The 4516-nt window shown below is 61.5% G+C and carries 7 protein-coding genes; 5 read left to right on the forward strand and 2 right to left on the reverse strand.

The window, feature by feature from the left end; all coding sequences use genetic code 11:
* The 5 genes from RWM61_RS19965 to tsaD form a co-directional block, all read left to right on the forward strand.
* On the forward strand, window positions 1-556 hold a 556-nt coding region (locus RWM61_RS19965), incomplete at its 5' end, for an AIR synthase-related protein (RefSeq protein ID WP_314004181.1).
* A 31-nt stretch (window positions 557-587) separates the two neighbouring features.
* The gene (gene tsaE / locus RWM61_RS19970; RefSeq protein ID WP_314004184.1) at window positions 588-1082 is read left to right on the forward strand and encodes a tRNA (adenosine(37)-N6)-threonylcarbamoyltransferase complex ATPase subunit type 1 TsaE; all 495 of its coding nucleotides are present in this window, start codon (window positions 588-590) and stop codon (window positions 1080-1082) included.
* On the forward strand, window positions 1072-1950 hold the full coding sequence (tsaB, locus tag RWM61_RS19975; RefSeq protein ID WP_314004187.1) for a tRNA (adenosine(37)-N6)-threonylcarbamoyltransferase complex dimerization subunit type 1 TsaB: 879 nt from the start codon (window positions 1072-1074) through the stop codon (window positions 1948-1950). Before tsaE ends, tsaB begins: the two co-directional genes overlap by 11 nt.
* Window positions 1951-1953: 3 nt before the next feature.
* Window positions 1954-2466, forward strand: a complete 513-nt coding sequence (gene rimI / locus RWM61_RS19980) for a ribosomal protein S18-alanine N-acetyltransferase (RefSeq protein ID WP_314004190.1) — start codon at window positions 1954-1956, stop codon at window positions 2464-2466.
* Window positions 2463-3521, forward strand: a complete 1059-nt coding sequence (tsaD, locus tag RWM61_RS19985) for a tRNA (adenosine(37)-N6)-threonylcarbamoyltransferase complex transferase subunit TsaD (protein ID WP_314004193.1) — start codon at window positions 2463-2465, stop codon at window positions 3519-3521. Before rimI ends, tsaD begins: the two co-directional genes overlap by 4 nt.
* Before the next feature lie 85 nt (window positions 3522-3606).
* Here the strand turns inward: tsaD and RWM61_RS19990 are convergent, their stop codons facing one another.
* Both RWM61_RS19990 and RWM61_RS19995 read right to left on the reverse strand, forming a co-directional pair.
* On the reverse strand, window positions 3607-4026 hold the full coding sequence (locus RWM61_RS19990) for a DUF4183 domain-containing protein (RefSeq protein WP_314004195.1): 420 nt from the start codon (window positions 4024-4026) through the stop codon (window positions 3607-3609).
* Window positions 4027-4046: 20 nt separating this feature from the next.
* The gene (locus RWM61_RS19995) at window positions 4047-4364 is read right to left on the reverse strand and encodes a DUF4183 domain-containing protein (protein ID WP_314004197.1); all 318 of its coding nucleotides are present in this window, start codon (window positions 4362-4364) and stop codon (window positions 4047-4049) included.
* Between the last annotated feature and the right edge of the window lie 152 nt (window positions 4365-4516).

A 4516-nucleotide genomic window follows, 5' to 3' on the forward strand; every position in this document is an offset into this window, starting at 1 on the left:
GCTCAGCGCCGCCGAGGCGGCGGGCACGGCCGCGCTCGTGCGCGCGCACCGGCGTCCGGAGCCGTCGGTGCGCGCGGCCAGGCTGCTCGCCGGCCATGGCGGCTGCACATCGCTGAATGACGTCAGCGACGGGCTGGCGAGCGAGGCGTGGGAAATCGCCGAAGCTTCCGGCGCCGCCATCGTGCTGCGCGAGGAGCTGCTGCCGCGGGCCGGGAGCCTCGCTTCCTACGCAGTGTCGGCCGGCGTCGGTTCCGGCCGGGATGCCGCCTCGCTTGCCTTGGATTGGATGCTGTACGGCGGCGAGGATTACGTGCTTCTCGGCACGGCGTCGGCTTCGGCCTGCGAGCCGCTTCGGGCGCTTTTTAACCGCGAGGGCTTGCCTTTCTATGTGATCGGCGGGGTGGAGGACGGGCCGGCGGCGGTTTGGCTGGAGCGGGCGGCGGCGGTTGGCGGGGGGCAAGGCCGCCCCGGCAAGCTTGGCGGGAAAGCGGGCAAGAGGAGCATGCAAAGGTTGGCGCTCGCCAAACGCGGGTACAATCATTTTGCGGATGCATAACGGAAAAACGAAGACGAACGGGTGAAAGCATTTGCAGGCATCTGGTAGTGCGGTGTGGCAGGCCGGCAGCGCGCGGGATACGGCGAGGCTGGCCGAGCTTTTGGCGGATTGGGCGGAGCCCGGCACGGTGATCGCGCTCGACGGCGATCTCGGCGCGGGCAAGACGTTTTTCTCCCAGGCGTTTGCGCGCGCATTCGGGGTGAAAGGCGTCGTGAACAGTCCGACTTTTACGATTATCAAGGAATACGAGGGGGCGTCGATGCCCTTTTATCATATGGACGTTTATCGGCTGTCGCAGGCGGAGGCGGATGAGCTCGGGCTGGACGATTATTTTTTCGGCGTCGGTTCGACGATCGTGGAGTGGGCGAGCCTGATTCCGGATCTGCTGCCGCCCGAACGGCTGGAAATGGTCATTGCCCGTACGGGTGACGACACGCGGACGATTCGCATAACCGGGCTTGGCGAGCGCTATGCGGATTGGTGCCGGAGACTGGCGGAGAAAGGGGCTGACGGGCATGGCGCATAGCGCGAAAATGGCGGAATGGCCCGGGCAATCGGGCGCAATCCTGGCACTCGATACGTCGACCGCCGCCCTGGCCGCCGCTGTGGTCCGGGATGGCGAGGTGCTGGCCGAGGTGCAGTCGCTCGCCGAGCGGAACCATTCGGTGCAGAGCGTTCCCCAGGTGAAGCAGCTGATCGCATCGGCGGGGGTGGCGCCCGAGTCGCTGGCCGCCATTGCGGTCGGCCGCGGACCGGGCTCCTATACCGGCATGCGGATCGCGGTCACCGTCGGCAAAACATTGTCATGGGTCTGGAAGGTGCCGCTCGTCGGCGTGTCCAGCCTGGAGGCGCTGGCCTGCGGCTCGTTCCGGACCACCGGCTCCGATGCCGGCGGGAACGAAGGAGCGCGCGCTTCCGGCATGCCCGGCAAGCCGGACTGGATCGTGCCGCTTATGGACGCGCGCAGGGGGCAAGTGTATACGGCGCTTTTTCAAGCCGAAGGCGATGCCGGCGCCCGCAGCGGTGCCGCGGATGCCGTTGCTGCCGATCGCGGTTGGATTCGCAAGACGGATGACGGCATACGGCCGATGCATGATTGGGTGGAGGAACTGGCCGAATGGGCTAAGCGGTCCGATTCGCCGCCGGCTGCGATCCGTTTCACGGGCGATTTGTCGCTGCACGAGGCGGAAGCCGAGCGGCTCGGCGTTCTGCTGGCGGAATCCGGCATCCTCGCGGTCAAGTCGCCGCAGGTCATGGAAGGCCGCGCGATTGCGTGGCTCGGCGCACGGCGGCTGCTGCGGGGGGAGACCGACGCGCCGCATACATTCGTACCGAACTATACCCAGCTGGCGGAAGCGGAAGTGAAGCTGCTGGCCAAACGGCAGGGGGAGTGACCGATGCCCGATCAAGCAACCGGAGCGGCAGGGATTCGTCCATGGGAGGAAATTGAATTCCGGCCGATGACGCTCGACGATGTGCCTGCGATCGTAGAGATCGAACGCCAGGTTTTTACGGCGCCATGGTCGCCGGAGGCATTCGCGAACGAGTTGAAGCATAACCATTTCGCGCGCTATCTCGTCATGGTCACGGACGGCCGCATCATCGGCTACGGCGGCATGTGGACGATCATCGACGAGGCGCATGTGACGAATATAGCGGTGAGAGACGGGTGGCGCGGCCGCGGCTACGGCGAACGGCTGATGCGCGAGCTGCAGAAGCTCGCGGTCCGACACGGCTCGACGGCCATGACGCTGGAGGTGCGCGTTACCAATGAAATCGCCCAGCGGCTGTACCGCAAGCTCGGCTTCAAGCCGAACGGGCTTCGCCCCAAGTATTACACGGACAATCAGGAGGATGCGCTCATCATGTGGGCGGACCTGGCGGAGGAAGGAGCGACGGGAAAACAATGACAGGCAGCCAGCATTCGGCCGGGGATCCGGGGATTCTTCTCGCGGTGGAAACGAGCTGCGACGAAACGTCGGTCGCGGTTGTCCGCGGGGGCGCGACGATTCTGTCCAATCTCGTTTCCAGCCAGATCGAGACGCACCGGCAGTTCGGGGGCGTCGTGCCGGAGATCGCCTCGCGCAAGCACGTCGAAACGATCACCCTGATGATGGAAGCGGCGCTTCGCGAGTCGGGCATGACTCCCCGCGACTTGTCCGCCGTTGCGGTCACGCAGGGTCCCGGACTGGTCGGCGCTTTGCTCGTCGGCGTCGTCGCGGCGAAAAGCTTCGCGATGGCGCTCGGCCTGCCGCTGATCGGCACGCATCATATTGCGGGCCACATATACGCCAACGCCCTGATCGGCGAGATCGTGTACCCGTCGATTGCGCTTGTCGTATCCGGCGGACACACGGAGCTCGTCGTACTGGAGCGGGAGGGCGCGTTCCGGATTATCGGCCGGACGCGCGACGATGCGGTCGGCGAAGCCTACGACAAAGTCGCCCGCGCATTGCATTTTCCTTACCCGGGCGGTCCCCACATCGACAGGCTGGCGCAGGAAGCCACCGAGGTCAGCGAACTGCCCCGGGCCTGGCTCGAGCCGGACTCGTACGATTTCAGCTTCAGCGGCTTGAAATCGGCGGTCCTCTCGGCCATCAACCAGTCGAGAATGAAAAGCGAGCCGCCGATGCGGCCTTCCGTGGCGCGCGGCTTTCAGGAGTCGGTTATCGACGTGCTTGTAACGAAGGCATTGCGCGCGGTGCGTGAATTCGGCGCGAAGCAGCTGCTTCTGTGCGGCGGCGTGGCCGCGAATCGCGGACTGCGCGAGGCGCTGACGGCGCGCTGCGGCGAGCGGGGCATCCCGCTGCTTATTCCGCCGAACGCGCTGTGCACGGACAATGCGGCCATGATCGGAGCGGCCGCGCATCTGAAATGGAAGCGCGGCGAGTTTTCGCCCCTCGACATGAAGGCTGACCCGACGCTGTCGCTTGAGGAATGGTCGGTGCGGGAAGGGGAGGCGTGAGCCCGCCGGAATTAGCGATAGCCGATAGCATGGACGGTGAACGCAAGAAAGTAACCCGTCAGGCCGACAACCTGCGGGTTATTTTTTATACAGTTATGGTTATGGTCGGCGCGGAAATCGTTGGCTCGGTCGTAATCGCGGAAGTCGTGTTGGAATAATCGGATACTTCAAGGACTACCGGTACACCGGCAGGAGCCGCTGTTGTACTTAACACTAATTGCGTGGTCGACAATGTAGACAAACCGGCTTCTTGCAAAAGACCGTTCACATACACATTAATATATCCGTTGGCAGGTGTCGAAGGTAAATTGGTCACCGCGTTGCCATTGTCATCAGAGAAACTTGCCGCAGGTATCGTGGTATCGGTGGCGCCGATCATTCCTGCAGCAATCGTTGCGTTGAATCTTGTAACGTTGGGATCTACGGTTGTCGTCACAGCTCCTCCGGTAGCGACCGGCGCGGATGCAGTGGCTGCAACGTACAGTTTAATTAACGATGCTGCCATGCTTTCACCCCCTTTCTTGCCTAACCAATAATTTTTACCGATTGAACAATGATCGGTACGCCTTTACCCGGAACATCGTCCGACAACAACAGCAGCTTGCCTTTCCTGACCTTATAAAGAGGCTTAAGCTGTAACACGCCATTGATGAATACATTTATAAATGAAACCGAATAAGGATTCGGAATGCGGTTCACTCCGTAACCTTTGATACCATCCCTATTCGTATAAATTCTCTTTACTCCATCCGATATTGCATAGAACATGATGGATCTGGTTTTTAATAGCCTGGAACGCCGAGTGTCGGATTTTAATGATTTCGCTTTTTTGGAGTTTTTCATTTTATCACCTCTTCGCAACACGCACACCTCATACTATTCGGAACATTTTACAATGTCTGTATGAGTATCCGTAAGTATTCAGTAAACCCGCACAGAGCGGGATAAATATAACTCAAATATTAAGCCCCAGGCTATGCCTGGGAGAACTGAAC

The organism is uncultured Paenibacillus sp. (assembly GCF_963515335.1).
Taxonomy (GTDB): domain Bacteria; phylum Bacillota; class Bacilli; order Paenibacillales; family Paenibacillaceae; genus Paenibacillus_I.